Annotated in this window: 32 protein-coding genes; 17 read left to right on the top strand and 15 right to left on the bottom strand. The window is 45.2% G+C overall.

The genetic code is table 11. The annotated features are described in order from the left end of the window. Positions 1–96: 96 nt before the first annotated feature. Positions 97–462, bottom strand: a complete 366-nt coding sequence (locus QXV08_RS05205) for a hypothetical protein (protein WP_342785069.1) — start codon at positions 460–462, stop codon at positions 97–99. A gap of 54 nt (positions 463–516) precedes the next feature. On the opposite strand from QXV08_RS05205, the gene QXV08_RS05210 reads away from it, so the two are divergent. Beyond that, complete coding sequence (locus QXV08_RS05210; RefSeq protein WP_342785067.1) at positions 517–1464, top strand: molybdopterin-dependent oxidoreductase; 948 nt, start codon at positions 517–519, stop codon at positions 1462–1464. Here the strand turns inward: QXV08_RS05210 and QXV08_RS05215 are convergent. Together QXV08_RS05215 and QXV08_RS05220 are read right to left on the bottom strand one after the other, a co-directional pair. Next, a complete protein-coding gene (locus tag QXV08_RS05215) occupies positions 1451–2413 on the bottom strand; it encodes a triphosphoribosyl-dephospho-CoA synthase (protein ID WP_342785065.1) in 963 nt (320 codons plus the stop codon). The genes QXV08_RS05210 and QXV08_RS05215 overlap by 14 nt on opposite strands. Positions 2414–2471: 58 nt before the next feature. Next, on the bottom strand, positions 2472–2957 hold the full coding sequence (locus QXV08_RS05220; RefSeq protein WP_342785063.1) for a ferritin: 486 nt from the start codon (positions 2955–2957) through the stop codon (positions 2472–2474). 58 nt (positions 2958–3015) lie between these two features. On the opposite strand from QXV08_RS05220, the gene QXV08_RS05225 reads away from it, so the two are divergent. Continuing rightward, entirely contained in the window at positions 3016–4119 is a 1104-nt protein-coding gene (locus QXV08_RS05225; protein WP_342785061.1) for an aminopeptidase, read from the top strand. Between the two features lies 1 nt (position 4120). On the opposite strand, the gene QXV08_RS05230 is transcribed toward QXV08_RS05225, so the two are convergent. Together QXV08_RS05230 and QXV08_RS05235 are read right to left on the bottom strand one after the other, a co-directional pair. Beyond that, complete coding sequence (locus QXV08_RS05230) at positions 4121–4666, bottom strand: ZPR1 zinc finger domain-containing protein (RefSeq protein ID WP_342785059.1); 546 nt, start codon at positions 4664–4666, stop codon at positions 4121–4123. Next, entirely contained in the window at positions 4666–5556 is an 891-nt protein-coding gene (locus QXV08_RS05235; protein ID WP_342785057.1) for a radical SAM protein, read from the bottom strand. The genes QXV08_RS05230 and QXV08_RS05235 overlap by 1 nt, the downstream gene beginning before the upstream one ends. A 265-nt stretch (positions 5557–5821) precedes the next feature. Here QXV08_RS05235 and hxlB point away from each other — a divergent pair, with 265 nt between their 5' ends. The 4 genes from hxlB (at position 5822) to QXV08_RS05255 (ending at position 7713) form a co-directional block, all read left to right on the top strand. After that, positions 5822–6427, top strand: a complete 606-nt coding sequence (gene hxlB, locus QXV08_RS05240; protein WP_342785055.1) for a 6-phospho-3-hexuloisomerase — start codon at positions 5822–5824, stop codon at positions 6425–6427. Between the two features lie 75 nt (positions 6428–6502). After that, the gene (locus QXV08_RS05245) at positions 6503–6976 is read left to right on the top strand and encodes a hypothetical protein (protein ID WP_342785053.1); all 474 of its coding nucleotides are present in this window, start codon (positions 6503–6505) and stop codon (positions 6974–6976) included. A gap of 40 nt (positions 6977–7016) precedes the next feature. After that, positions 7017–7457, top strand: coding sequence for an ArsR family transcriptional regulator (locus QXV08_RS05250; protein ID WP_342785051.1), 441 nt, complete (start codon positions 7017–7019; stop codon positions 7455–7457). Beyond that, on the top strand, positions 7450–7713 hold the full coding sequence (locus QXV08_RS05255) for a hypothetical protein (RefSeq protein WP_342785049.1): 264 nt from the start codon (positions 7450–7452) through the stop codon (positions 7711–7713). Before QXV08_RS05250 ends, QXV08_RS05255 begins: the two co-directional genes overlap by 8 nt. Here the strand turns inward: QXV08_RS05255 and QXV08_RS05260 are convergent. Next, positions 7702–8610, bottom strand: a complete 909-nt coding sequence (locus tag QXV08_RS05260; RefSeq protein WP_342785047.1) for an ARMT1-like domain-containing protein — start codon at positions 8608–8610, stop codon at positions 7702–7704. The genes QXV08_RS05255 and QXV08_RS05260 overlap by 12 nt on opposite strands. A 136-nt stretch (positions 8611–8746) precedes the next feature. Here QXV08_RS05260 and QXV08_RS05265 point away from each other — a divergent pair, with 136 nt between their 5' ends. From QXV08_RS05265 to QXV08_RS05300, 8 genes are read left to right on the top strand one after another with little or no spacing between them, the layout of a single operon-like run. Further along, positions 8747–9745, top strand: a complete 999-nt coding sequence (locus QXV08_RS05265; protein WP_342785045.1) for a molybdopterin-binding protein — start codon at positions 8747–8749, stop codon at positions 9743–9745. 15 nt (positions 9746–9760) lie between these two features. Beyond that, positions 9761–10624: a molybdate ABC transporter substrate-binding protein gene (gene modA, locus QXV08_RS05270; RefSeq protein ID WP_342785369.1), complete on the top strand. Its 864-nt coding sequence runs from the start codon at positions 9761–9763 to the stop codon at positions 10622–10624. After that, complete coding sequence (locus tag QXV08_RS05275; protein WP_342785043.1) at positions 10621–11397, top strand: ABC transporter permease subunit; 777 nt, start codon at positions 10621–10623, stop codon at positions 11395–11397. The genes modA and QXV08_RS05275 overlap by 4 nt, the downstream gene beginning before the upstream one ends. Beyond that, a complete protein-coding gene (locus tag QXV08_RS05280) occupies positions 11390–12499 on the top strand; it encodes an ATP-binding cassette domain-containing protein (protein WP_342785041.1) in 1110 nt (369 codons plus the stop codon). The genes QXV08_RS05275 and QXV08_RS05280 overlap by 8 nt, the downstream gene beginning before the upstream one ends. Before the next feature lie 2 nt (positions 12500–12501). Beyond that, complete coding sequence (gene moaA, locus QXV08_RS05285; RefSeq protein WP_342785039.1) at positions 12502–13416, top strand: GTP 3',8-cyclase MoaA; 915 nt, start codon at positions 12502–12504, stop codon at positions 13414–13416. 17 nt (positions 13417–13433) lie between these two features. Then, complete coding sequence (gene moaC / locus QXV08_RS05290; RefSeq protein WP_342785367.1) at positions 13434–13862, top strand: cyclic pyranopterin monophosphate synthase MoaC; 429 nt, start codon at positions 13434–13436, stop codon at positions 13860–13862. A 2-nt stretch (positions 13863–13864) separates the two neighbouring features. Continuing rightward, positions 13865–14101, top strand: coding sequence for a MoaD/ThiS family protein (locus QXV08_RS05295; protein ID WP_342785037.1), 237 nt, complete (start codon positions 13865–13867; stop codon positions 14099–14101). A gap of 1 nt (position 14102) precedes the next feature. Then, on the top strand, positions 14103–14579 hold the full coding sequence (locus QXV08_RS05300) for a molybdenum cofactor biosynthesis protein MoaE (protein ID WP_342785035.1): 477 nt from the start codon (positions 14103–14105) through the stop codon (positions 14577–14579). Positions 14580–14586: 7 nt separating this feature from the next. Here QXV08_RS05300 and QXV08_RS05305 read toward each other — a convergent pair whose 3' ends face one another. From QXV08_RS05305 to QXV08_RS05320, 4 genes are read right to left on the bottom strand one after another with little or no spacing between them, the layout of a single operon-like run. Continuing rightward, positions 14587–15717: an FAD-binding oxidoreductase gene (locus tag QXV08_RS05305; RefSeq protein WP_342785033.1), complete on the bottom strand. Its 1131-nt coding sequence runs from the start codon at positions 15715–15717 to the stop codon at positions 14587–14589. Next, positions 15714–15998: a (2Fe-2S)-binding protein gene (locus QXV08_RS05310; RefSeq protein WP_342785031.1), complete on the bottom strand. Its 285-nt coding sequence runs from the start codon at positions 15996–15998 to the stop codon at positions 15714–15716. Before QXV08_RS05310 ends, QXV08_RS05305 begins: the two co-directional genes overlap by 4 nt. After that, positions 15998–16480 (bottom strand): 4Fe-4S binding protein, encoded by a 483-nt coding sequence (locus QXV08_RS05315; protein ID WP_342785029.1) that lies wholly within the window; start codon positions 16478–16480, stop codon positions 15998–16000. The genes QXV08_RS05310 and QXV08_RS05315 overlap by 1 nt, the downstream gene beginning before the upstream one ends. Further along, positions 16477–17946 carry an FAD-dependent oxidoreductase gene (locus QXV08_RS05320; RefSeq protein WP_342785027.1) on the bottom strand — a complete coding sequence of 490 codons (1470 nt, stop codon included), beginning with the start codon at positions 17944–17946 and terminating at the stop codon, positions 16477–16479. Before QXV08_RS05320 ends, QXV08_RS05315 begins: the two co-directional genes overlap by 4 nt. 125 nt (positions 17947–18071) lie before the next feature. Between QXV08_RS05320 and QXV08_RS05325 the strand changes: the two genes are divergently transcribed. Then, positions 18072–18830, top strand: coding sequence for an RAD55 family ATPase (locus QXV08_RS05325; protein ID WP_342785025.1), 759 nt, complete (start codon positions 18072–18074; stop codon positions 18828–18830). Between the two features lie 69 nt (positions 18831–18899). Here the strand turns inward: QXV08_RS05325 and QXV08_RS05330 are convergent, their stop codons facing one another. Beyond that, on the bottom strand, positions 18900–19703 hold the full coding sequence (locus QXV08_RS05330; protein ID WP_342785023.1) for a hypothetical protein: 804 nt from the start codon (positions 19701–19703) through the stop codon (positions 18900–18902). Positions 19704–19807: 104 nt separating this feature from the next. On the opposite strand from QXV08_RS05330, the gene QXV08_RS05335 reads away from it, so the two are divergent. Both QXV08_RS05335 and QXV08_RS05340 read left to right on the top strand, forming a co-directional pair. Further along, complete coding sequence (locus QXV08_RS05335; RefSeq protein ID WP_342785021.1) at positions 19808–20986, top strand: CaiB/BaiF CoA-transferase family protein; 1179 nt, start codon at positions 19808–19810, stop codon at positions 20984–20986. Positions 20987–20995: 9 nt separating this feature from the next. Next, positions 20996–22504, top strand: a complete 1509-nt coding sequence (locus QXV08_RS05340; protein ID WP_342785019.1) for a gamma-glutamyltransferase — start codon at positions 20996–20998, stop codon at positions 22502–22504. A gap of 9 nt (positions 22505–22513) precedes the next feature. Here the strand turns inward: QXV08_RS05340 and QXV08_RS05345 are convergent, their stop codons facing one another. The 4 genes from QXV08_RS05345 to QXV08_RS05360 form a co-directional block, all read right to left on the bottom strand. Beyond that, a complete protein-coding gene (locus tag QXV08_RS05345) occupies positions 22514–23446 on the bottom strand; it encodes a GHMP kinase (protein WP_342785017.1) in 933 nt (310 codons plus the stop codon). Then, complete coding sequence (locus tag QXV08_RS05350) at positions 23431–24054, bottom strand: DUF447 domain-containing protein (RefSeq protein ID WP_342785016.1); 624 nt, start codon at positions 24052–24054, stop codon at positions 23431–23433. Before QXV08_RS05350 ends, QXV08_RS05345 begins: the two co-directional genes overlap by 16 nt. Continuing rightward, a complete protein-coding gene (locus tag QXV08_RS05355; RefSeq protein WP_342785014.1) occupies positions 24041–25243 on the bottom strand; it encodes a DUF1464 family protein in 1203 nt (400 codons plus the stop codon). The genes QXV08_RS05350 and QXV08_RS05355 overlap by 14 nt, the downstream gene beginning before the upstream one ends. Before the next feature lie 81 nt (positions 25244–25324). Beyond that, a complete protein-coding gene (locus tag QXV08_RS05360; RefSeq protein WP_342785365.1) occupies positions 25325–26722 on the bottom strand; it encodes an MATE family efflux transporter in 1398 nt (465 codons plus the stop codon). Positions 26723–26748 lie beyond the last annotated feature (26 nt).

Raw genomic sequence — 26748 nt, forward strand, 5'->3', positions numbered from 1 at the left:
TATTAGCATTAACGATGTACGGTGTTAAATAGCTCTGGTTATAGTTTTAGTTAAAGCCTCTCTTTTTCCTATCCCTCCTTACTCTTCTAAAATACCCTATTTCATGTATTCGTCGAGATCTACTTCCTTACCATCCTTAACAAACTTTATCCTTATATCTGGGCGTATGTTCAGTCCTAGAGCCTTTATAATACTATAAACGGTTAAACCATCCAGCTCCTTTAATACGCCGTCCTTCAATAACTTATATAGCTCTCCGACGAGTACCTGGTAAATATCAGGGTAGAGTGCTTTAAGCTTATTCATGAGTTCCCTCGCCTTTTCATCTGTTAATTTACTCCACACCACGTCCTCGGGTTTTTCAACCCGTGTCTTATCCACCTCACTACTCTTCCTAGTAATTGCTGAAACATACTTCTTGTAAAGTTTCAGTCTTAGTGAATCAGGTAGCTCATCGCTCACATCGTTCACCTCATTAATAATATTAATAAATTATTACAACTTATAACCCGATAGGTGGTTGAGTTGAAGTGCTATACCACTGCGAACGAGGGGCTGAAGAGTAAGGGTGTTGAAGTAGTAGTGGACTGCGTCATCGAGGAGGCAGTGGTTATCAACGATGTAAGCGATGTAAGGGGTATTACTGAAAAATACCTGGAAGCCGTGTTCAAGGATACCGCGGAGGGAATCCTAGTCTTCGACTCGAATGAATCTATTGGATCCACACATATGTTATACAGGTTTAAATACAGAGCGTCAGATACAAGTGGCGAATACATAGGTGTACGTATAGTGGTGAGAAACAATAAGGCTTCACGCATATTATTCACTATACCAAGAGGCTACGTCCACTTGGTTAGATTCGAGAATATGTATAATCCCCTCAGGGAGCTCCATATCAACAATAGGGGAGGACTCGGAGCCCCTGGGCAAACATATATACCTAACATGATTGTATATAATATACTCGGAGTACCATCAATAGATGTAGCCGAATGGCGTTTAGAAGTAGCTGGAAGCGTTGAAAAACCAGTGAGCCTGTCACTGAACGACCTCTACGAACTAGGGGTGGAAACGCTTAGGGTGGATTTCCACTGTGTAACAGGCTGGAGCGTGAGAAGCCTCGAGTTCACGGGAGTCAGGCTCTCAAGGATTATGGAGATAGTGGCTCCGCGTCACAACGTTGAATGGATGTTCACAGAGAGCCTCGACGGGTATACAACGATAGTCCCGTATAGTGACGGGGTTAAAGGAATAGTAGCACTGGAAATGAATGGTAAACCACTCGATATCCTGCATGGATACCCAGCCAGGCTAATAATACCACACCTATACGGCTGGAAGAGCGCGAAATGGGTTTCAAGGATAATCCTTAGCGAGGAGTACAGGGATGGATACTGGGAAGCACTTGGGTATCATCCACGGGGAAGGGTTGATCTAGAGGAGAGGTTTAAACAATACTAGGTTTTAGAAAAGCATCGCCCTGGATAATATTCTTCAACAGGAATAAAGCTATCGAGGATACTGTGAGATCGGCTACGGCACCTGGATTTACTTTAAGCCTGTATAATTCTTCATCGAGAAGCGTGACAGGCTTCATCCACTCGCTACTATTATCCTTGAGAACCATTGAGAGAACCTCCCCCGCCCTCTTTTTCACATATTCTACCATTCCAGCCCCATGCTTTAACAACACTATCGTATCATTGTTTTCCGTGAGGATATACAGGTATGTCTCAACAACGCTTCTATTCCAGTCACCATGCAGGTTGAAGCGCTCCCTGAGAAATCTCTCCGAGGCGATGGAGCGTTTATATCCGTTAACCAGCTCGTCGGCCACCACATCTATTCTAGAGCTATACTTTAAGACGTCTATTAGCCGAGTATTTTTCTCAGCTAGTTTCCTAGCGTAGTGTGGATCCCATATGTTTACATATTCCCCTGTGTCATCGCTTGGCTTAAGATAGCTTGGTGAAGCCGTTCTCACGGCTCTATAGTAATATATGGTGTCCCACACGCCAGCCCCATTAAGCGCCTCCATGGCCTCCCCTATCACGCACTCTAATCCAGGGATCCCTTTTGCAATACAGCGTCCTAGACCAAGGCTGAGGGGGATTAAGAGCGTGCTGGAGCCAAGGCATGTATTGGATGAAGGGGTTTTCCTCATGGAGTCTGAGACTAATCCATAGATCAAATCACCAAGCACTATGCTACGCCATCCTTTCAAGCCTCGTTTAATGCCCTTCCTGAAATAACTATAGGCCATAACCCCTGTAGCCAGGAACGCCTCATACCTTAGATCAGGTCTATCCCTAAGCCTATGCACATTACCTGGCTTAGGCCATGCAGAAGCTTCAAGTATTAAGGCTAGTGAGAGAGCCCTTGAAAAATCCTCTAGGATTGAGGCTTGCAAATACTTTCCCCTTTCACACTCCAGGGCTCCCTACTCTTTCAACTCTGTTTAAATATTATCATTTCCTCTCCGCAAGAACTCTGTCAAGCATTAATAGAGCCCCTATATTGTCGCCTATCATTTTAACTTTCCCCAGGAGCTCTAATGCGTTCTTCTCCTCTTCAACCTGCTCGTTAATGAACCACTCTAGGAATACCTCACATGCTTTATCGCCGTGTCTCCTGGCTAGATCCATTAATCTCCATATCCTCTCAGTGTTCTCCCGCTCAGCGTTGTAGAAATCGCTTACCAACTCTACTATATCCCTCCACTCCTGCCTGGGTGCATCTACCACCTGGAGTACTACTCTATCCCCTCTATCATTGATGAACTGGTATATTTTCAAGGCATGCTCTAGCTCCTCCTTCGCCTGCACCTTGAAGAAGTGCGAGAATCCCTGTAGCCCCTTGTAGTCGAGGAAGGACGCCATGGAGAAGTAGAGGTAGGCATTCCTGAGTTCCTGGTTCAACTGCTTATTTAATGCTTCAATTAACTCCGGGTGCATATGGGGACACCTAAAATTATTTTATCGTATTCGATCATTTTAAACCGTGGTGTATTGCATGGTGGACCCCAGGATCTCTAATCTAGCCCGCCTTATAGTCAACTATTGTGTATACCTGAGGAAAGGAGAAGAGGTCGTAATCAATGCCACGGTGGAATCAATACCATTGGTTAGAGAGATAGTCAGATATACTGTGGAGGCCGGGGCTTACCCAGTATTCATAAATATAGGTGATGAATCAATAACCGAGGCATTCTACAAGTACGCGCCTCAAGAAGTCCTCTCACATGTAAGCATACTCGAGAAGGAAACCGTGTCAAGAGTAAACGCGCAGATAAGCATACTCTCGCCATCCCACACTAAGCCGCTTATCGGAATAGACCCGGAGAAGCTTAAGGTGAGGAGTCAGGCTAGAAGGGAGCTAAATAAAATATACTTGGAGAGAAGCGCGAAGGGTGAGCTGAAATGGGTTATAGCCCCATATCCAACGAGGGCATTAGCCCAGGAAGCCGGTATGAGTATAAGTGAGTACGAGGACTTCGTCTATCACGCCACATACGCTGACTCGGCTGACCCGGTGTCTATGTGGAGCGAGATCGGGAAGAGACAGCAGAGAATAGCGGAGTTCCTGAATAAGGCTAGAGAGATAAGATACGTGGGCCCCGGGATAGATCTCTATCTACGCGTGGATGGGAGAACATGGATTAATGATGATGGACACTACAATATGCCTGGTGGCGAGGTATTCTCAGCCCCTGTAGAGGATAGTGTCGAGGGATATGTGGAGTTCGAGTACCCGGCTATATGGCGTGGTGTAGAAGTAGAAGGCGTTAAATTAGTCTTCAGAAAAGGCGAAGTAGTAGAGGCTACCGCTAGACGCGGCGAGGCATTTTTAAAGAAGATGCTTGAAACAGATGATGGAGCTAGAAGAGTGGGGGAGATAGCATTCGGGTTGAACTATAATATAACCAGGTTCACTAAGGAAATACTGTTCGACGAGAAGATCGGGGGCACGATACATCTAGCCCTAGGTTCGGCTTACCCTGAGACAGGCGGGAGGAATGTTTCAGCAATACACTGGGATATGATTAAGGACATGAGGAACGCGAAGGTCTACGTGGATAACGAGTTAATCTATGAAAACGGCCGGTTCATAATCTAGCCTAGGATTCGGGCTGGAGCTTTTCATAGATTGTTTTCCCACTCACGATATCGCTTAACCCGGTTTTATCCTCTATAATAACAGTATAGCTGATCAACCCATCCCTGGCCTTAGCCAACTTCTCCATCACGATACCGCATTCAGCCTCCTTCTCCTTATCTCCCTCACAGAGGAACCTTGCTTTCTCAGTGAAATCCATGATTAATCCCTCCACAGTTGTTATGAATCCCTGGGAGAATGGCCCTGGTTCAATACTTAATCCAAGCTCCGGTATTAAGAGGATGCTGCCCGACGACCTGATCACCAATGCCCTCTCATCGCCGGGTTTCTCAACCCTGTATATTATTCTCCTAGGCTCCTTTTGATCTATCAACCTTACATCCCTGTACTTATAGCCGCATGAGGAGCACTCTCCAGTGGTTATCAGCACTGATTCATAGTAGGGTATCCTGTAAACATAGTCTACGTAAACCATTAAGCCCCCGCAAACAGGGCACTTACCAGTGTACTCGTTGAATTTCACCGGCTCATTTATATCCAAGTACATCACCCTAGTTTGTTTAATGGATGATACACTATTAATCCAGTTCCATCACAGGAAGAAGCCTTGGTGAAGGACCCTGGAAACCCCTCCCTACATGTTGCAACAGGCAGGTTGCTTCTCACAGCCTCATTGATGACCCGGCTTAGAATACTCTTCCTTACCTCGCTGGAGAGATACATGTATCCATGAATGTATTCACCGTTCTCCACATATAACTCCCTTAGTTTTCCTGAAACCTGTGGAAACGCGTTCATGAGCCTCCGCAGGCTATCCCATTTAGCCTTATATGTTGACACAGTTACCTGGAGCGCGCCGGCTTCCTTAACGGCTTTAACTAGTTTACTTATCTCGCCTGGGTTATCGTTGATGAAGGGTATCACCGGGTCTATTCTAACACCTACTGGAATACCCTTGCTCCTGAGCTTTTCCACAGCCTCTATTCTTTTCTCAGGGGGTGGAGCCCCGGGTTCCAGTATTCTAGCCAACTCCGTGTTAAGGGTTGTGATAGTGATCATTACTGATGAAGGGTATCTCGCCAGTATATCTATGTCCCTTGCAACAATATTGGATTTCGTTGTGATTAAGAGCTTAAAGCCGTTTTTACCAAGTATCTCGAGGCTTCTACGGGTTAAACCCATCCACAACTCGATGGGTGGATATGGATCACTACTAGTGCTTAGCTCTACAATACCCCTCGTACTCATCCTCCCTAAATCCTTTTTAAGCCTCTCGATAAAGCGCTCCTTAGGTATACTAGGCCTCCTGCCAATATACGAGGCTGCATAGCAGTAAAGGCAGAAGTGGCTGCACCCCGTGTAAGGGTGCAAGCTGTACTTAAATGGGCAAGTACATAGGGGCGAATTCCAAGGGTCGAATCGCCTTAAGACGCCCATACCGTGTCCAACTCATACCGATTCACTGATTTAGTGTACCCCGCCTGACCGCCCTCCTTCATTTTCACCCCCCGTCGATGGGGTCTCGTGGAGGTGTGAGGGAGGCGGGGCTGTATTAGGTTATGTCTAGCCCAGCTAATATTTCTTCATTGACTTCCCTCCCGCCCTGAATGGTGGGGAGGAGGTCAGACCCTGTAAAAACTGATCCACGTAAATACTGTATTATTTAAATACTTGTTAAAAGATAGTAGCCTAAGGGAGTCTCATGGTTTCAGGTGTAACAAGGGATGCTATGCTTGGGATAATAGACTTTGCGTTGAAAGCAGTCGACTTGATAAGCGATGATGAGAAGGAGAAGATGATAGATACCCTTATAGACGCATTGAGAAATAATAAGAAGGTATTCATTATAGGTGCTGGTAGAAGCGGCCTGGTTGGAAAGGCATTTGCTATGAGGCTTCTCCACCTAGGCTTCAACACATATATTATCGGTGAAACCATACTCCCAAGAGCCTCCCCCGGCGACGTCCTAGTATCCATCTCGGGTTCGGGTAGGACTAGACTAGTTGTTGCAGCTGCCGAGGTAGCTAAGAGTGTAGGAGTTAAGGTGATAGCTATAACCACATACCCTGATAGCCCACTAGGTAAGCTAGCCGATATAGTTGTTAGAATACCTGGTAGAACCAAGATGGCTGCCGAGGAGGATTACATTAGCAGGCAGATATTGGGACTACACGAGCCCCTAGCCCCTCTCGGAACTCTCTTCGAGGATACACTGCTAATATTCCTTGACGGCGTTATTGCTGAGCTAATGGATAAACTCGGCGTCACCGAGGAAGAATTAAGGAATAGGCATGCTAACATCGAGTGAGCAATAACTGATCACCTGCATCCAGGTAAAAATAATATCGTGAACACTCATTATTCCTAGAGTGAAGGTGGTAGAATGAGTAGGAGAGACAGCTGGAGGGAAGACTTTATCAATGAAGTAGTAGAGGAACTCGGGATACAGGATGAGCAGTTAAGAAATAAACTAAGAGATAAGCTACGTGAAAAACTCGATGAACTACACTGCGGAGAGGAAAGCGAAGCAGAGGAGGTATCCAAGATATTATCAGCCGTCTCACCATTCTTAGAAAACCTATTCACCTGGCTTGGATCAGGGCTCAGAGACATATTCAACTTCATCCAGTCATCATATGATGGTAAAAAACTAGGAGAGGATATAGGGCAATTATACCAGGCACTCAAGGCTCAGGGACTCCCCGATGAAATGGTTAAAGAAATGGTTAAAGAATATTATTACTCAAGGCTTAAAGCGCTGCCAGCATGGGGAGACCTCCTTGAACGCCTCACCCAGCTAATAATGCAGAGAACGCCTTCACAAAGAATAAGGGTTGATGAAGGAGAGAAACAATAGAGGCCGGCCGGAGTACTTGATATGAGAGGTAAAGCATGGCTTGAGTAGTATAGATGAGAAACTAGATCTCCTCATATCAGTATTGAGAGAGCTACTGGAGAAACTAGAGAAACTAGAGGAGAGACTGGAGAGACAGAACATCGATCACCCGGAAATTAAAATAGCGCTTGAGGTAGCATCAGCATTCTCACTCCCGTTAATTAGATCCCTTGAAATCGCTAGGATGGCTTATGATGTTTTAATTAGGCTAGATAAACCGGATCCGATTACAAGGGCGATTATTGAAGTGCTTTCCAGCTGTAATGAAATGAGTATCTCGGAAGTGTATAGAGGTGTTAGAAACATACGTGGGAAAGCCTCGAGACGCATCATTGGTGAGAGAGTTAGAATATTACTTAGTAAAGGTATTGTAGTAAACATGGGGAGTAGTGAGAGGCCTAGAATAATATTGAGGAAGTGCCTGGAGAAGCCCCATGGATAATAGAAAACACTATGTAATATTGTTTCTTGAATTACTGGACATCATTATAGGTGCTGGATTATGGGGAATAATCTTATCACTATCTTTTCTCACCGGGTACATCCTCCTATACATATACAACATTACTTGTTTAACAGCCTCACTTCTATGGAAACGGGTTCCACCAGGCCTAATAATAGATATAATCCATGAGTACACCGTGAGATATTTTAGCCTAGTGGATTCAGGCTCCCATATGAGGGGATTACGGTTTTGAACCCGGAAACCTTAAATACACCACCGGTTTACCACGGTAAGTTACCGAGCCAAGGCTTCTAGAGATGGGGTCACATTTAGGTATGAAGACATGTAATACAGGCTTACCTATATCAATGTCTGTTAAGTACTCGTAGTGCGCCATACCCTTCGCAATGATTAAGTCGACTGAATTCAATAGTGATTTAAAGTCCTCGCTCACCTTATCGAGGTGTATGGATGAACATATGCTTCTGCAACCGGGTGTTACAATCTCATCGAATACCTTGTCCAAGCCGACCTCTATGACATCGCTAAGTGTTACATCGTTTTGAAAGCCTGGCTCATCCTTAACTACCCCTATAGTAGTGTTGCCTTTTCCACGGAGATACTCTACGAGTAGTGAATCATAGACTGCTTCCCCAGCGTTATCCAGTAGAAACATTATCTTAAGCCCGCCTCTTCTCACTAGTTCATAGAATTTAACACTATCATCTATCGCTATCTCCACGTTCTCAGCGATGCCTGGATCTATTTCTTCATTGAAGTTGTGATCCATGACACCATAGTCTATAAGGTTTCCGAGGGCTGAGACCTTCAATAGGTAACGTAGCCTCCTGTAGTCATCTAGGTATCTCGCATGCTCCCTATGGGCATCCCTCATTGCGAGGGCCCTTCTCATGCTTTGAGTCTTCACCAACCTATAGTAGTCGAGGACACCTGGTGCTGTTACCGTTAGCTGAAACAGGTCCGATGCAAGCCTCGTTAACTCAGTTGAATCAAGGGAGAAGTCGTTCACTAGTTTACTCATTACCTTCTTAGCTAATACTATCTTCTCCCCGGGACTTAACGATGAATACTCTATCTCTCTAAGCCTCGTTGTCAAAATACACCTTAAACACTCTGCCTGTGGCTTCATGTCATCATCCCTGGTGATTCACTATATATGATGCCGTGATAAATCTTGATCTGTCCATTAATTATTGGACAAAAATATATATTTCTCAGCATAGTTGACCAATAGTTAATAGTCACATAATACAGGCTGATTTAATATGAAGCTCGTGAAAGTAGAGGATGCAGTAGGTAGAAAGCTGGCATTTGATTACTCGGCTGTTACACCGGATTTCAAGTCACCGATTAAAAGACGTGGTGAAGTAGTGGGTCTTGAAGACGTTGAGTTACTGAAGAATCACGGCCACTACTACGTGTATATTGAGGATGAAGACAACGTAGAGTACGGCTTGCACGAGGAGGAGGCCGTGCTACAGCTTGCCCAGTTGATCTCAGGGGAAAATATCATAGTTGAGAAGGCGCCTGAGGGAAAAGCAATACTTAGGTCAGCCGTGAACGGGTTACTCGTGATTGACTCAACTTTACTCGAGAAAATCAATTCTACAGGAGTATACGTCGTCATAACTAGACGTAAAGGCGTATATGTGAAGCGCTCAGATATAGTCGGCATTGTCGACTTAATACCTCTGAGTATCCCCAGGGATTATCTCTCATACATATCAAGTGAAATACTTGCATCACGTAAAATCCTACAGGTCTACAGGAATACACACCCTAAGATAGGTATTATTATAACGGGAACAGAGATCGTGGAGGGGAGGAAGAAGGATCTTGCATCCCCGGTTGTCGTTGAGAAGATACGGTTATATGAATTAGAGCAGGGGGCACTAGTATATGTCCGGGATGATGAATTCGAGATAGCGGGAGCCATTGAAAACCTATTGCTCGACCATGATGCAGTAGTTGTCACCGGGGGTATGAGTATTGATCCAACCGATAAAACACCGAAGGCTATAGCTAGTGTGGCCAGTGAGGTAGTAGCCTACGGTGTCCCAATGAAGCCAACCACTATGAGCATGATTGCATACAAGGATGGGAAAGCCGTGATAGGGGTTTCAAGCGGAATAATATACTTCCCGGACTACAATATCCTAGACGTAGTGTTACCGTGGATAGCGGCCGGGGTAAAAATCCCGAGGGAGTATCTGATCTCACTTGGCGAGGGAGGGTTATCCGAGTACTTTCTGCGGAAGCGGTGAGGCCTGTTGAAGCCTGTGTCTAGGACAATAGTTTTAAGCGTGATACTACTGGTTTTAGTGGTATCCTCATGGATGATCTACACGTATTACTCACAGAGTCCCGTCCAGGTGGAGCTCTTGGTCTATACTCCCCCGGTGATTCAACCATTACTGGAGAATGCTTCAAGGGAATACATGCAACTGCATCCAAATGTTAGAATCGAGATCATTGGAGGTGCTACCGGGACATTATTAAATAAGATATCATTGACTGGTGAAGGAGACGTCTTCATCACAGCGGATCACGAGTACATGTTGAATGCCTCACGAATGGGGCTAGTAGTGAACGAGTCGATTAAGGTGCTCTCATATGTAGTATTAGCCCTTATAATCCCCAGGGATAACCCGGCAAATATCACCAGCCTCGATGACTTAGTATTAAAGAACGTGAAAATAGGCATAGCTAACCCGAACGTGGCCCCCTTCGGCAGAATGGCTGTGGAACTACTTGTTAGAAACGGCATCTACGATAAAGTAAAAGACAAGCTAGTGATCTATGGAGATGTAGGGCAGACAGCTAGGCAGGTTGCATTAGGACTCGTGGATGTTGCAATACTTCCACATGTAGCGCATTACTGGTATTTGAATGATACAAGTATAATCTGGCTTAATCCAGCACAGCTACCTGCGATGAGTTGTCAAATGATCGCAGTACTCAACACCACTAAAAACTATCAGGCAGCATTAGAGTTCGTGGAGTTCCTTGTGGAGTATGTTAGATTCAATCCATATCCCTTGGAGAATGGATATATAGGGGGCCTCGATAAGATATCCTCTATAACTCCTTATAGACCCGAAGAGCTATTGTTTAATAATGCTTGCACAGGGTATGCGAAATGAGGGTGTTCCTCCTCCTGCTTATACTGCTACTAGTCCTTGACGCCACGGTATTTGCAACCCCTATATACATGGCTATATGGCAGGGGATCCTTGTACCCGGGCACATGTTAAGCGACTTCTACTACTCCATGCTTCTCTCCCTGTACACCTCGACTACTTCATCCATCCTTATATTACTGATCACAATACCCGTAGGCTACTATATTTCAAGGAGGATAACTAGGAGGAATCTATTACTCCCGGTTATAATGCTTCCATCATCTATATCTCCAGCGGCTGTAGGGCTCCTGTTACTGCTGTTCTTCACTAAGACCCCTCTAGGCTTGATCATCGATAATACATTGAAAATAGTGAATGACCCAAAGGGGATAATAGCAGCCCAGCTCTTTCTAGGAATACCGGTTGGCGTGAGCTATTTCACTGCATTGTTCTCAAGTATCCCTAGAAGCTATGAGGATGCCGCCTTGACAATGGGGTTTACTAATATCGAGTACCTTTACAGTATCCTACTACCTATGAGCACTAGGCAGGTGTTCACTGGCTTTATACTTGTTTTTACACGTGTCCTAGGGGATTTCGGGGCATCCTATATTATCGGTGGAGGTATATGGGGGAAAACAGTGACGCTGCCAATATACCTCTACTTGGTTAGCCAACTAGGGGGTATAGGTGTACTTGTGATCACGTTGTCAATATATATCGTGTCAATACTAGTGCTCATCACCATAGTCTACCAGCTGGAATCCATGGAGGGGCTTCCGCGAAATGCTTGAAGTCAACGGGCTCAATAAGAGTTTCAATGGTAGACAAGTTAACAAGGACATAGGGTTCAAATTGGAGAAGGGTGAGATAGCCGTAATAATCGGTCCTAACGCGTCTGGTAAAACAACCCTGTTGAAATCGATATCCGGCCTCATAGAGCCCGATTCAGGCGTTATAATCATAGATGGTGAGACAATATATGAGAAAAAACCATATATGAAGAAGCCTAGAGTGAATAAGCCCCCCTATGAGAGAAACATAGGTTACGTGCCATCAGAACCCTCGTTATTCCCTAATTTAACGGTTAAGGGGAACATTGAGTTACCCTTGAGAAAGCGGGGTTGGAGTAGAAACGATATTGAGAGAAGAGTGAATGAGCTACTCGAGGTCTTCGGGCTAAGGGAATACAGGGATATGTATCCTGGCCAACTAAGTAATGGATTAAGGCGGAAGGCGTCTATTGCAAGGGCATTATCATATAATCCTTCATTACTACTATTAGACGAGCCGTTGTCCCCCATAGACCCGGTTACCAGAGAGAGATTGAGGAATGAGTTATTTAATTTATTTAATAAGCTTAAGGTGACAGTATTATTGACCACCCATCTCATAGAAGATATATTCTTCTTCAAGGAGCGAGTCATAGCCTTGGTTGATGGTAGAATAGTATATGATGGCGAGTTAAGCGAGCACAAGATTCTTTCAAGCCCATACATGCTTCAAGCCCTTGAATTCCTCGTGATCCCGGCTAGAATAAAGAAGTGCAGCGATAGCGAGGCGTTAGTGGCTATAGATAGAGTGGAGAAGAAGATAGAGTATAATAAATACGCTAGTTCCTGCATAGAAGGGAGAAACTCCCTCATAGTTGTAAACCCGGGATATATAACCCTTACTCCAGGCGAAGGCGATCACTATACTCTTGAGGCATCCCTGCTTGAGGAAATAGATAATTTAACCGGTGTAAAGCTAGTTATAGATATATGGGGGCGAATCACGACGTTAACAATACCTAAGAATGAGTGGTCCAAGCTAAATGGTTTCAGGGAAGGTAAGAGGATACTCCTCTATATGAGCAGGGAGCACACCTACTTAATCGATCAGGAAGGTAGTTAAAAGTGTTGGTTGATAGGTTCGGCAGGAAAATAGATAGCTTCAGGATCGCTGTAACCTCGAGATGCAACTATCAATGCATATTTTGCCACCGGGAAGGAATGATGAATAACCCAGGGAATGAAGCATTAGATGCCGGGGACTACGGCTTCCTAACCGAGGTAGCGGTAAAACACGGCATAAAATCCTTCAAGCTAACTGGAGGAGAGCCCTTGGTGAGGAGCGATATAGTAGATATAGTTAGAGAGATAGCCACCTATACAAGGGATGTCTCAATGACTACGAATGGGAGTTTACTACTTGAAAAAGCAGGATTGCTTGCAGAGGCTGGATTAAATAGAATCAATGTAAGCATACACTCCCTCAAGCCCCCCGTATATAGATTTATAACCGGGGGATCCACGCTACTCGAGAAGGTCTTGAAAGGCGTTGACGAGGCATTGAACCATGGAATCAAGGTTAAAATAGATTTCGTAGTAATGAAGGTGAACATTGATGAAGTAAAGAATATAGTGGAATATGCGTCGGATAGGGGGCTTGACGTAAACATCATAGAGCTTATACCACTTGGGACACCGCAGGATGTCTACAGGGATCAACATGTTATGGTGGACCCGGTTATAGAGTTCCTTGAGAAAAACTCTACCGCTAAAACAGTAAGGGAGTTCCAGAGTAGGCCAGAGTACATTATGCCAAGCGGTATAAAGGTAGATGTTGTGAAGGGGTATGGAAATCCAGCTCTTTGTTCAAGGTGTACAAGGCTTAGGCTTACACCGGAGGGATGGATCAAGACATGCCTATTTGTAGATAAACCGATAGTAGATATATCTAGGGAGCTTAAGAATAGGGATGAGAAAGGAGTTATAAACGGTATAAAGAGAGCCGTTTATTTAAGGGAGCCGTTCTTTAAACCTGGGTGATCCACGTGGGCATCAGAATGGCTGATATAACCGGGAAGGAGGACGTGTACAGGGAGGCGACGGCGACAGGCTATATAAAACTTAAGCCTTCGACCATAGAAATTATTAAAAAAGGGCTTGTTGAGAAGGGAGACGTGTTCTCAGCGTCAACAATAGCAGCCATAATGAGTGTTAAGGAGACACCTAGAATACTGCCTTTAACACATAACATCCCCATAACAAATGTCAAAGTTGATTTCGAGGTACTCGATGACGGTATAAGAGTCTATGTAACAGTTAAGACAACGGCTAAGACAGGGGTGGAAATGGAGGCTTTAACAGGTGCAGCCATAGCATTATTGAACATATGGGATATGGTTAAGAAATACGAGAAGAATGAAGATGGGCAATACCCATATACGGTTATAACTGATCTCAGGGTCATAGAGAAGAAGAAGGGGGTGTAGTCATGAGGATCACTATCAGGTCGTACTCCATATTCTCGGATTTCCTTGGAAACGAAGTGAGAATCGAGCTCGATGAGTCTATCACGGTGGGCGAGCTACTGGATTACTTGAAGAACACGTATAGTCTACCATCAAAACCCGAGCCAATAGTACTGATCAACGGGGAGATAGCGAGCATGGATCAACAACTTAGGGACGGTGATACAGTCTATATAGCGCCTCCGTTTTCAGGTGGCTGAGATGTGCTATATCGAGGCCAAGCTCCTAGAGAGTGGTGAAAAAATACTCCTTGATGAATTAATCGGGAAGCTCTCAGCCATGGATAAGAACCACGGAAACGGTGCTTTATCCATATTTGTTGGCTTAGTGAAAGGGGAGTTAAACGAGGCAAGAGTACATGAACTTGAATATACGGCTATAAGTGAGGTTGCTGCCAAGAGACTCGAGGAGATCGCGAGGGATATATGCACCAAGTACTCTCTCAGCGCTGTCGTGATATATCATAGGCTTGGACGGCTCAAACCAGGTGAAACCACTATATATATCGTTACGATGGGTGCAAGCAGAAAGAACACTAACCCAGCAATGATGGAGGCTCTTGAAAGGGTTAAAAAGGAAGTCCCGGTTTTCAAGCTTGAAAAAAGAAGCGATGGCGAATACTGGGTTATAGGCGATGGAGTCAGGTATAGGAGGACGCTGACTCCTTCACCATCATAATGGAGGACTAGCCGAACACTGCTATCTCCTTTATCAACTTCCCCTTCTTAAACCTATCAGGTTTAAGATTCTCAAACTCCGGTATGGTGGGTTTCCCGCCTAGAATATACTGTGTGAGCGCCTCGGCGACCGCTGGAGCCATCATGAATCCATGACCACTGAACCCGGCTGCGACAAGTATGTTCTCGTTTTCCTCCAGAGGCCCTATTATTGGATGGTGATCCGGTGTCATATCGTAGTACCCGGTCCAATACCTTAGAACATATACTTCACCCAACCACGGGAAGTACCTTGTCCATACTTTGGCGGCTTTCTCTAGAAACATGTATTTATTTGCAGCCGGTTCATCATAATTCTCAGGTATATCCGAGCCAATGTATATGTTGCCGTGGAATACCTGTAGAATGTACGATGACGATGACCAGTCTATTATAAGCGGCTTAATAACCGGTTTAAACGCCTCAGTGATTAAAACATGCTTGGCTAGATTATGTATTGGGAGTTCAACACCGAGGCCTCTGAGTAGGTCGGCGCTGTCTTTACCGGCGGCAACGATTACCTTATCCGCCTCAACCCTCCCCTTATTTGTTTCAACAACTATCCTACCTCCTTCACCACTGATTTTAAGGGCTCTCATACCCTCATATACATTAATATTGTTTCGTTTTAGATGGATGACAGCGTTTAGAACCGCGTTGAATACTTGAGCCTTACCAGCCAAGGGGTCATGTACTGCTGCAAGGATTCCATTAGTATTTATTGATGGAACTATTTCCCTTACTTCCTCAGGAGTAACCATTCTTGAAGGTACACTGAGTGAGTGATGGAATTCGACAACTTGCTTGAAGAACTCGACATCCCTCTCCCTTGTCAATACCCATAGGTAGCCATCCCTCCTGTATAGAAACCCTAGTTTCCTAGCGTACTCAGGCCACAAGTCTATAGCCCTCTTCATCACGTTAACATGCTCCCTACTAGTGAAGCTTGCCCTTATCCCAGTTGCACATCTAAACGTACCGCCTGAACCAATGTATGATTTCTCTATAATCACTATATTCCTGTACCCTTGCTCCAGAAGGCTTACAGCAGTGAATAACCCGGTTACCCCGCCCCCAATAATTAGTATGCCCGTCTTCATCCCTTATCACCTGTAAAGTACTTTATTTTCACAGGAGAGACCGGGGGTCTATTACGGGGGATGAGGACCTCATCGAAGCTTTTCCCAGTCTTCCTCGCTAGAATGCCTGCAACCAGGAGGAGGCATGTCTGCCCCTGGCACTGACCCATCCCTATCCTCAGCTTCCTCTTTAATACCTCTAGGTTATCTAGCCCGCTATCTATAGCGTTTAATACATCGGCTAATGTAACATTCTCGCATCTACAAACTATTATTTTCCTTGGATCCATGCTCACGTTCATCACCTTACAACCCTGATCGCGCGTACATCAAACCATGCATCACTTGGTACTTCAACTGTCACAACCCATGTTTTCTCATAGACCCATGCCTTAACCACTGTCCCCTCCCCGAGGACCCTGCCCTCCCTATCCAGTAACTCCACCCGGGCTCCTTTAGAGGGCGGCGGCAGCATTTCATATGGTAGTGTGACATAGGCCTTACCAGGCTTACTTACATCAACGACAAATATGGCTAAGCCGGGGCACTTGCCCACGCAGACCCCGCAACCAATGCATTTATCCGGGTTTAATCTGGGTACCTCGTATATCCTGCTCTTGGAGATAGCGTTGAAGGGACATGCCGATACACATATGTTGCATGGTATTTCCTCAGGGCATTCAAGTATGGCTATGGGTCCCTTGGAGAGCTTCTCCATGGATGGAAGCAACTTCTTCTCCACTAGTTCCTCTCTAGTTATAATGCCTGTCCGCTTAGAGCTCATATATCCATCCCCCTCCTAAGCCTCTCCATCTCCTCCTCCGTTACAGTGGCTTTGAGCTTGCCCTGCCTGGCCCTTGAGATAACAGGGCTCATCCTGTATTCATTCCACAGGAAATCCACCAACTTCTCTCTTTCAGTAATCACATCTGTAAACCCCATTCTCTCAAGGATTGTATATGCCGCGATCTCTCCCTCTATGAAGGCTGTTGTAGCTTCCTCAATACCCGTTAGATCGCCTGCCACGAAGACGCCTGGTATACTTGTCTCCATGTATTTCGTTCTAACTGGTACGAGACCACCGGCTTCTGGAATATATTTCATAGTAGCCCCCATTTGACTCAGGAGTGCGTAATTAGGTTGTAAACCAACTGCTAGGAGGACTAGGTCTACACTATATTCCTTCTCCGAGCCCTGGATAGGGTTCAACTTATCGTCGACAGCCGCTACTACTGCTTTCTCAACTTTCTCGGCTCCCTCAACCCTTATAATTGTATGACCAGTAAGGATTGGTACTCCATGCCTCCTCACCTTTGCTGCGTGGACGACCCAGCCACCGATCTCCCTCATTAACTCGATTATACCGTGAACCCTTACCCCGGCTTGCAGTAATTGATACGCCACTATTAATCCAACATTACCGCTGCCCACAACCAATGCATTCTCACCCGGTCTAACACCATATTCATTCATAAGTGTTTGAGCGCCGCCAGCCCCCATGACACCTGGTAGGTCATTGTTCTCGAATAAAATCATCCTCTCAGTTGCACCTGTCGCGATTATAGTGTACCTGGGTTTGACAAGTAGGTTAACAGGTTCCTCCCCCTGGACGGCTATACCCATATAGCCCTCACTGAAGAATCCGTAGGCAAAAGCCCTCGTGTATGTTTTAATGGTCGAATACTTCTTGAGCTCGTTGACCAGTTTCTCAGCTATTTTGAAGCCTCTTACACCACCATGGTATCTTGTATCACCGAAGAACTTATGGGTCTGCTTAACCAGCTGACCTCCAAGCCTGAAGTGATCTGTAACGAGGACCACATCAACGCCTTTCTCACCCAGCTTTAAAGCTGCTTGGAGCCCAGCCGGACCGGCACCAATTACAAGGACATCCGTGTCCACTATCTCCTTTCTCACGGGCGCACCACCAATATTAGCTGGTGGCTCTGGGATACCGTCTCCACTTACCACATTAATCCCATCCTTCACTGGCTCAATACATATCCTTGTATTTGGGACATTGTTAACATATGAGAGGCAGCTAGAGCACTTGCCAATCATGCAGAAAGCGCCCCGGAGCCTGCTGCCATCAGGGCTCCTGGAGAAAACTCTGTAGCCTAAGGCATATAGGGAGGCAAGTATGCTTTCTCCCTCATATGCCTCTATAACGTTGCCATTGTACGTGAACTTGATGCGCCGCCCCCGCTTGAAATCTATTATGGGGTGTTCGTATATCCTGTAATCTGGCACTAGCTCCCACCACGTATCAAGCAGCTCCTTGGGTAATATATACGGAATATATACATTAAGATACTACTGGGAAATAAATATTTAATGCCCCCGGGATTAAATAAAAAACGGGGGTAGTAGTAGCCTTGGAGAAGATCCTTATTACACTGGACTTATTCCTCTACATACTACCCGAGGGTATCCCAAGGAACTCGTTTATAGTGTTAGCTGGGGAAGGAGGTTCCGGGAAAAGCGCGATAGTAGCCAATATAGCTAAGAACATCATCGAGAACAATGAGCCAGTGATATATGTCTGCCTAGACGATGATCCTTTAACTATAATAGAGCAATTAGAGTCCTTTGGTTTAAGAATAGATGGCAATACCTCCTCTAAGCTACTCTTAATAGATGGATTCAGTTATCTGATCAAAGGCAAGAAAGGAAGAATTCATCCACTTGTAGTAGAAGATGTTGACCCACGGAATCCCGAGAACATTGCCAATGCTATTCTACGTGTACTGGATTCAACGAGGTTAAGTGATAGGGGATTAATCATTATAGATTCATTAAACGAAGCAATGATCTCACTCGACCCCACACGGTTCATGGAGTTCATCAAGCTTCTAAGAGCCAATATCTCTAAGACACTGAAAATACCTATAATAGCAACACTCCACACCTCCACAGAGGGCTTTAAAGAATACCTGTACACTATAGAACACCTGGTTGACGGTATAATTGAAACACGCGGTCTAGAAGAGGGTTTATCCCTACAGCTACCTATACAGGTACGCCAGATAATAGTGAGGAAGATAAAGGGCGTGACACATAGGCATGGATGGGTTCTCTACGCGATTGATAACGCCGGAGTTAAGCCGGTGATATTAAAGGTTGAGAAAAAATAGTGGGCAACAAATTACGGTAACACAGTTTAAATATCCATAGGCATTTAAAACGTCCATTAGGAGAGAAAACTATCTTCTATACCTATAGGAAACCAGTATTACAGTGATCATCACTATAATTATTATACCTATCACTAGTGGTAAGATGCTGTCTAATACTCCATGAGTTGCAGGGATCGATGCAGTAGCTGGCTCTGTAGATGTAGTAGTAATAGCTGTAGCCGATGTACCAATGGTAGTTGACGTTGCAGTACTAGTAATTGTTGTCATAGTTGCCGTTGGTGATGTGGTAGCCTCTGTTACAGGAACCCATGTTGTTATAGTGTAGAAAAGTGCCTGGGACAAGTTCACTATTATTGATTCATTACCCTGCGATACGGTGACACCTGTTGAAGGCGTTACATTTACCTGGTATCCATATGGTATTTGAAGCGTTAACAATAGATTCGCTACACCGTTATAACCGGTTAAGTCTATGTAGGCAGCGTAAGACCCAAGGTTACTGGACTCCATGAAGCCCTCTATAGTGAAGTACAACATCACCCAGCTCGTATTATTAAATAATATAGTGATATCGTTATCACTGACACCATAATCTACAACAACATTTCCTCCAGGCTCGCAATCCACTGAGACCAAGGAGAGGTTTACGGATGGATCAAATGGATTATCCAGTGTCAGTTCAACAGGGGTTTCACTCCTACTTGAAAGAGTGATGTTTAGATCGAATACTCCATTATCCTCTAATGGATCATATGTTATCGAAGCATGAAGCCTAGTTATATTAACGGTGTCGGAGCCGGCGTGTACACTGATTATGCTTGAAAATACTATGGTAGTAAAGAGTAGAAGTAAAGGTATTCTAGCTATCATACATCATCAACCCTACTTATACATCTAAGCTCTATGCAATATCCCAGCCTAATATTAAAATCATTTTATATCGCAACTCGAATTAGGAACGAGGGGGCGTGGAAATGTTGTTGAAGAATATCAAGATACTTGATCTAAGCCATACACTTGCCGGGCCCTTTGCCTCCATGGTGCTAGCTGACCTAGGAGCCGAGGTAATAAAGGTCGAGGCCCCACATGGAGATGAAACCAGGAGCTGGGCCCCATTCATCAAGGGGGAGAGCGCTTACTATCTCTCGATAAATAGGGGGAAGAAGAGTATTGTAGTAGACTTGAAAAACCCTAAGGGGCGGGAGATAGTCTACAAGCTAGTGGAGAGAAGCGATGTCGTGATAGAGAACTATAGGCCCGGGGTGCCTGAGAAACTCGGGGTCAACTATGAAAGCCTCGTAAAAATCAATCCAAAGCTCATATACCTGAGTATTAAGGGGTTTAGACAGGGAAGCATATATGAGGATAAGCCAGCATATGACCTGGTTCTACAAGGCATGTCAGGCCTCATGATGTCCACTGGTGAGGAAGGAGGACCCCCTGTGAGGGTTAGTTTTGCATTATTTGATGTGATCACTGGATTACTATCCTCAATATATATATTAAGCGCCCTCTACGCAGGAAAGAGGCCTGTTAAAATAGAGGTCCCAATGTATGATGCCGCAATATTCTCGATGTGCTACTTGCCAATAATGTACCTCACGACGGGTAGAAAACCGAGAAGGATGGGTAGTGCTCATCCCTCCATGGTGCCTTACCAAGCCTTCAGAGATAGGGATGGGAAATGGTTCATTGTGGCAGCTGCAAACGATAGGCTCTGGAGTTCTCTGTGCCAGGCTATTGGTAGGGAAGACCTTGTAAATGATCCGCGCTTCAGAACAAATGCCGATAGAGTGGCTAATAGAGAGGCCCTCGTTAACATGCTTCAATCAATATTCGAGGCTGATACAAGGGATAACTGGCTTAGGAAGCTGGAGAACGCTGGTGTTCCAGCTGCACCAGTATACGAGCTAGACGAGGTGTTTCAAGACAGATATGTTAGAGAGCAGGGAATAGTCTATAAGATACATCACCCAATACTAGGCGAGATCCCCCAGTTAAGCGAGCCAGGATATTTTGATAATGAAAAATACAGCTCGAAACTACATCCACCAAGACTCGGGGAGCACACAGTAGAGATACTTCAGGAGCTTGGATACACCCCGGAGGAAATAAGCAAGCTTAAAGAAATGGGCATTATATATTATCCATAGGCGGTCATCATGCCCGTAGCTAAGCTCGGGATAGGATCTAAGGGTGTAGTAGCCGACCACCCCTTAGCTGTAAAGACCGGGTTAGACGTGTTGGAGAGAGGGGGCAATGCATTTGACGCAGCCATAGCCATTAGTGCTGTTTTATCGGTTGTACAGCCCCAAATGGGGGGGCCCGGGGGTGATGGATTCCTACTAGGCTTCGTAGGAGACAAGATTGTTGCCTACGCGTCATCAGGTCGCTCGCCCAGCGGATTCAATGCTGATGAATACATTAGGGAGAAGCCTTTCAGAGGACCTCTAACAGTAACGATCCCCGGGCTCGTATACCTGTGGGGTATAGTTAACGAGGAGTATGGAACACTTGATTTAGCGACACTATTGAAGCCAGCGATATCGCTGGCATATAATGGATTTAATGCTGGGTATACCCTGGCGAGATCCATTGAGGCGGTTGAAAAAGAATTATCTGGGTTCAAGTGGGCTAAATACTATAAAGGAGTTAAACTAGGCAGTAAAATCACCAATAAAGACGCTGCTAGAACCCTTAGGCTAATCGCGTCAAGGGGCTGGGAGGAATTCTACCAGGGGGAGTTGGCTGAGGAACTAACCAGGGAACTACAGGATCAGGGAGTTAATATAGGGCTTGAAGACCTTATGATCCATGAAGGCTTTAAAGTAGATCCCCTCAGGCTAGAGGTGGAAGGAAGAATACTCTATGAACTCCCGCCAAACACTCAAGGGGCATCAACGCTCCAGCTGATCAGCGCGCTCTATGAGGAAGAGTTATCCAGGTATGGGTTCCAGGATCCCCAGCGAGCCAGCGCCTGGAGTAAACCAGTTGATATTGTCTACACATTCAGAGACCTCTACCTAGGCGACCCCGACTACATGGAGATAGATGTAAACGAGTATTTGAGATATAGTAGGGTAAAGAAGCTTATCGAACACGGTGTAAGTCAAAGCAGTACACGTGGAAAACACGGGGGAGATACGACATTCTTCATCGTCTCAGATGGGGAATCATTAATTGGATTCATTCAAAGCCTCTTCCATCCATTCGGCTCAGGACTAATGATGGGCGGTTTCCCCGTGCAGAATAGAGGAATAGGCTTCGCGAAAGAGCATGGATTACCTAATAGCCCTGCATCCAGGAAACTACCCCTCCACACGTTGTCGATTCTAGGCGTGGTTGAAGACGATAAAAAATATATTATAGGCTGTGTAGGGGGAGATTACAGGCCTCAATTACATCTAAGGGTATATGAAAACATATTCGTATATGGAATGGACCCCGTAAAAGCGGTTGCAGCTCCCCGGTTCATCTATGTGGAACCCCGCGGAAGCCAAAGACTTGTCTTAGAGAAACCGCTTGAGGCTAATACGGTTGGAGGCATAAGCATCGAAGAAGTAGAGTATTTTGGAAGCCATGGACATGTACATGTAGCCATCCTAGATAATGAGAAATTAATACTTGCCGGCGACCCACGTAGCGAGGGGATAGCTATAGCCATAAACTAGATTACAACGCTATTTTTCCTCCACAACCTCGGCTCCTTTATTACGTGGACTAGTAATGAATACCTTCCCATCAAGTCTCGGCCTCAACTTCTCTAAGATCGCCTCAGCCTCTTCTAATCCTTTTACAACCCCATAGACAGCCGGACCCCACGAGCTTTGCCCAACCCCCTCTACACCGTTTTCTCTGAGTAGCTCAATGGCCCTAGCAGAATTAACCGAGAAAACACCTCCCTGATATCTGGAAAACATAGAGCCAACGGTTTCCTGCAGAGCTGTCAACGCCTTCACGAATGAGTCAAAATCCCTTTCGACTACGGCTGAGGATAACTCGATTAGATGATATGAGGCCTTCCATGTTAATTCTACGGGAATATTCCTGTTTTCTTCAGTGAAAATCCTGTCCTCCCTCTCCTCATCGAGCCCACTACCTGAAGGTATTGCAATGATGAAAACCCATTCCTCAGGGAATTCAAGCCTGGTTAGGAGGGGCGGGAATACTGTGGACCCGGATCTACCCATGTCAACCACGAATCCACCATGTTTGAATACATATGTTCCAACACCAGAGTATTTGCCAAGCCCTGTCTCGACAGCTATTTCGACAGGATCTATCAGGCGGTTGTTCACTAATGCAAGCCCATATCCAGCTGCGAGCACTAGTTGCGTTGTGGAACCTAGCCCTATGTGTCTGGGTATGCATTCCCTTATTTCGATGATCCCCTTTAAACCATGTTTAACGGCGAAGTCTTTTATTCTGGTAAACACCTCATCGGACCTGCAACCCTCGACGCGTAGTTCACTTCCCTCCTTAACGATAACGATGTTGTTAGGGTATGATACTGCAACCCCTGCTGAAATATATCTCCTCGCTCCCCTGATAAACGGGTTAACCATGCCGAAGTGTAGTCTCGAGGGTGTGTTAATCTTTACTTTCCTAGCCAATCCTCCACCACCTTTCTAATCGTATTGGCTAAATCCATGTAAGCACTATCCATACAGGTCTTCACTGCTACATTATATGAATACTCAATACTTCTTAAAGCTGTTTCAAGCTCTGTGGTTGAGAGCTGGCTTCGCGCCCTTATCTTGGTAGCGTATATAATCATCTCTATGAGAGAGCTATAGCATCTTGAGTATGGTTCAAGTACCAGGTGGATATGTGGGTTCACCCTTATTTCCCTTAAATCATATTCAAATAAGCTATATTTCCCATAATCCACGGTTCTAATAAGGTCTAGTAGCAGGTAGGCTTCAGCATTCCTCAGGAAGACACGCCCATTCACCTCATCAACCACGTAGTCCTCTGGAGTCAACCCACTGGATTCCGCCTTAAAAGCTGTCCTATAGTATAGAAGCGGATCCCTGACAATGTTGAGTACTGGGTTTTTCACAGTCACTAATAACTCATGTGTTTTAAACCCTTTGTAGAACTTCACCAGTATTCTCCCATTTGACTTCCAGAACCCCGATGGTGTTGCATAGGGTTTGCCTAGATCATCTAGTAGAGATATTATCGCCTCGTATAGTATTCCCTCCCTAATTAGAGCCAAGACTCCTCCACCATCTTATATTAAATGCTTCCCCATGCATCAGCCTCCTTAACTCAGCGAACTTCGCTCCAAGCCTTGATTTCATGAATCTCGGGTGAACTATGTAGTCAAGGGAGGTGCCTCTAGCACTTCTTATTCCAACGTGATCAACTAGTTCCTTGAAGACGCCGCCGGCTATGCCATCAGCTATTACAGCGTATCCCTGCGCGGTCTCTTTTACTATGGATGCACCAGGCAATCCCTTCATCGCCCTAATACTCGTCAAGTCCCCGAGCTTATCCTCTATGTAATCTTTAACGACAGGGTTTCTTGAAACCCTGCCTGATAACAGTATTTCACGTACCTCGCCCACCAGCGGGATCATAGAGTAAACCGTCTTTACAATAGACTCGATCATCGCGTCGAAGCAGATCTCTGCTAATGGATCTTCACTTATCCTAGATATGAATTCCTCCGGTGACATAGTATTAGTTAATACATTGCAACCGGTGGAAAACACATCTGTTTTGCTGAATAACCCTACGGCCTGTACTACTTCTAGATCCAGTGCGCCCGAAGTTAGAAACGCTGGGCCAGGCATTAAGGTGCCGCCGACACCGTCAACTATGACCCCATTCCTAACTGCTATCACTGCGTTATAGCCGAACCCCATCTCTACATGTATGTAGTTAACTCTATCATAGGGTATTTTATGCTCCTGGGAGACCTCGTGTATCCCTAGGACTGCAACGGCTAGCTTATCAGCTGTACCCATATCGATCTTGTTGAGCTTCCTATGTAGGGGGATTGTTTCAAGGTTTATTACTGCTGGAATAAATACCCCTCTAACCCTCCTCTTCTTCAACTCCCTCACTATCTTCCCCATCGCGTCATAGATGAATGCCCCGATATTATTCCTGTTTAAGCCCTCCACTATCTCCTCCCTGGTGGTGGCTAGTATGAAGGTGTAATACCAGTCCTCCAACATGTTGTCCTCTATATGATCCAGGTATGTGAGCTCTACACCATAGCCCGAGGGGAGAGCTATTAGATCAACCCCGTGGAAGCCTTCAACGAGCTCCACTACTCTGAGAGGATTCTTACTCGCCTCAACGGTATCTATTGATTTCTCGAAGCATATTCTCCCATCACAGAGACCACATATATCAATACTCTTAGAGCCGGGATCCATACCCAGAACTCTAGGCATTTCGAGAACCCCTAAAACACAACTAAGTGGGATGCAATATTAAAGCATTAGGTTCAACCATTAAAGAGTGATAGAACACTGTTAAACTGTTGCGGACTCCCTGGTCTTTACAACTGGGATAGCCCATCTACCTCTAGCAACCCATATTATCATTAAGAGGCCGGCAACCACGTTGCTTAAACTCATCGCGATCCATACTCCTAGACTACCAAGGCCTATGGTGAACGCTAGTATATAGCCTAATAGTATTCTTATACCCCATAAGCGAATTATCCCCATTATTGTTGGAACCATTGTATGCCCTGAACCCCTGCCAACGCTCATGCCTATGAAGAATAACGCGAAGAACACTATTGATGGTAGGAAAACTGTGACGAATCTATCTGCCTCAGACGATATAACCTGGTTATCAGTGAACACGGAGATAAATGCCTCCTTTAACATGTAAACCATGGATGACCCTATTAGTGTTGACACCCCTATATAGAGCATTGATTTAAAGGCGACCTTCCTTGCCCTATCAATTAATCCAGCCCCAAGTGCCTGCCCCACCATGACTGCGACACTGCTTGTGAAACCCCATAAAGTTGCATCAGCTAGATCCATCATTATAAGCCCTATGGCCGCTGCAGCGGCAACATACTCACCGAACTGGTTTATAAGGCCATTCTGAAACATGAATGCCAAGCTATTTGAAGCCATCATTAACGACACTGGAGCCCCGATCCTCAGGTTTTTAGCAAGCCAGTCCCATTCTATTTTAAGTGTTAACCTGGGCTTTAGATATGGGTATTTCTTATTCAATCTGTCATACAGGAGTAATACTCCAATGAACCTTGAAAGTATTGTAGCATACGCTGCCCCAGCAACCCCCATAGGCGGTATCAGCATCGATCCATTGATTCCAACCCCTAGAATGAATATGGGGTCTAAAACCATGTTCATGGATGCGGCTCCGAAGTTTATTAATGCAGGTGTACGTGTATCACCTATTGATTGAAGGATTGTCGAGTAGGTTAGAGTGAATGCCGAGAAAACTATATCTAGCGTGATTATCCCGGAATAAGTTAAGGTATCATTGTAGAGGAGAGGCGGTGTCTGCACTATGTAGCTGAATATTATGGGTCTTAGAATAAAGTATATTATAGAAACAACAGTATTGATGAGAAGCGTTGCCGAGACAAAGAATGACACGTATTTCCTTGCCTCATCATACCTGCGTGCACCTATCAATTGAGTTATCAATGCTAGATTCGCCGCCATTAATCCCTGCGCTATCGAGTTCCATAACATGAAAGTTGGCATGACCTGCCTTGGTGCAGCATAAGCTATCTCACTGTAGCGGCTTAGCCAATATGTATCCACTATATTGTATGATACGTTCACTAATTGGACAGCCATTAATGGTAGCCCGAGCCATAGGAGTGTTCTACCAATGGGCCCGTAAAGTATTCTCTCCCTGTTTTCCTCTATCCTCATCACTTTCTCGATCACCAGTAAATCAT

The sequence above is a fragment of the Desulfurococcus sp. genome, from assembly GCF_038881575.1.
Taxonomy (GTDB): domain Archaea; phylum Thermoproteota; class Thermoprotei_A; order Sulfolobales; family Desulfurococcaceae; genus Desulfurococcus.